Origin of the sequence: Hymenobacter sp. AT01-02 (assembly GCF_000961955.2) — a bacterium.
Taxonomy (GTDB): domain Bacteria; phylum Bacteroidota; class Bacteroidia; order Cytophagales; family Hymenobacteraceae; genus Hymenobacter; species Hymenobacter mucosus.
The window spans coordinates 1-1,538 of record NZ_JZIR02000264.1; the positions used below are offsets into that span (position 1 = coordinate 1).

The 1,538-nt window shown below is 45.8% G+C and carries 3 protein-coding genes; 2 read left to right on the top strand and 1 reads right to left on the bottom strand.

The features are described 5' to 3' along the window. Together VI25_RS23045 and VI25_RS23050 are read left to right on the top strand one after the other, a co-directional pair. Positions 1 to 414, top strand: a 414-nt coding sequence (locus tag VI25_RS23045) for an avidin/streptavidin family protein (protein WP_055562988.1), incomplete at its 5' end; no start/stop codon positions are given. A 118-nt stretch (positions 415 to 532) separates the two neighbouring features. Continuing rightward, the gene (locus VI25_RS23050; protein WP_082455845.1) at positions 533 to 856 is read left to right on the top strand and encodes an avidin/streptavidin family protein; all 324 of its coding nucleotides are present in this window, start codon (positions 533 to 535) and stop codon (positions 854 to 856) included. Between the two features lie 134 nt (positions 857 to 990). On the opposite strand, the gene VI25_RS23055 is transcribed toward VI25_RS23050, so the two are convergent. Next, the gene (locus VI25_RS23055; protein ID WP_045690829.1) at positions 991 to 1,434 is read right to left on the bottom strand and encodes a hypothetical protein; all 444 of its coding nucleotides are present in this window, start codon (positions 1,432 to 1,434) and stop codon (positions 991 to 993) included. Positions 1,435 to 1,538: the final 104 nt, after the last annotated feature.

Sequence of the window (1,538 nt, forward strand, 5' to 3'; positions counted from 1 at the left end):
CTTGATGTTATGGACATTAATGGAAAATGGTACAATGAGTTAGGATCCGAAGTGGAGTTCAGGCTTGAAGGCAACCAAGTGACTGGGCAGTATCATACTGCTGTAGGCGATGCAACGGGCGTGTATCCATTAGTGGGACAATTGAACGCCTCTTTGGAATCAGGGCAAGCGATCGGCTTCGTAGTGGTGTGGCAAAATGAGCATAAAGACTCCAACTCTGTGACGTGTTGGAGCGGACAAGCTCAAACGGTTGATGGTGTAGATCTCATTTCCACCACGTGGCTGTTAACATCAGAAACCGATGTAAGCGAGTTTTGGGAGTCTACGTTAGTTGGCAAGGATGTATTTAAGCGTGAACCATACGAGAAAGCTGGAGTGAAGCAAGGAGCGCCTGCTTTCCCGAAAGCCAAGTAAACATTACGGCGAAGTTGAATATGTATTCCAACAACAGACTTCGGTTCAGGTCTGGTAGATGGATTTCTCCTAAAGGATCTACCTTCAAATTGTCGGTTGTTGATAACAGCTAGTTGGTATCTACTCTACTTCGATTGGGCGGGTGGAGCCAGATGAAGTATTCCATGCCAGTGGACTGCTGAATGAAGATTTAGTTGGTTTAACTGTTGCTTGGATAGGGCTATTCTCATTAACCACTTGGTGCGGTCATTACGAAATCATAGATGAGCGAGAGTGCTTAAAAACGGTGTGGCACTACGCAAGAATGTATGAAGACAGTAACAACACGATCACACTGGATCCCCACAGAATTTTTCATGTTGGGCAAACCCTCTTCTTTTGGGAAGGAGAACTAACCACAGAAGAGGAGCAGTTGATTAAGCAAAAAGCTATTTTGTATTAAGTAGCCTTTCACTGCTCTCTTTAAGTATAGCTGATTAGAACACAAAGCCCCCGGCCAAATGGTCGGGGCTTCCTCGCTCAATACTCATTGTATGGGCCGATACACTACTTACTAAGTGGTGCTACGTTAGCTCATCAATTTGGGGGAGTAGCTTCTTCCTGCATCCCATTGCTATGACCGGGGGAATCCTGTGCCACAGCATTAATGTTTGCTTGTGCCAAAGCACTGAGATACAAATGAGATCTATTAGCTTCTAAACCGTGTAGTCGATCAGGAGAATCCAGAAGCTCCCACATTTCCCGTTGCTGCTCTTCATCAAGCAAGCCTGCATCACACCGGGCAAGCAAATACAACAGGGAGCGTTCGTGCTTAAGTTGTCGTTGCGAGACTTCTAGGCGAGCACTGTATGTCTGTACCCGGAGTTCAAGCAATGCAATCAGTTGGCCTTGTAGCTCCAGCGTTTTATCAAAAGTGTCTTGGATGTTAGGCGCGTTTTCTCCTTTGGGCATTTGTTCAGATTCCTGGGGCTTCTGAGGGTCTTGTGGCTGCTCGGATTCGGAGGACGGAATACCAGACATAATAGGCAGGGTTTGATTTGCTACTAATATTAGTATATTGAACACAAATACTAACTATAATGGCAAATAAATCTCCTATCCGTTTTGTTGGCCGCCGGCTCCTG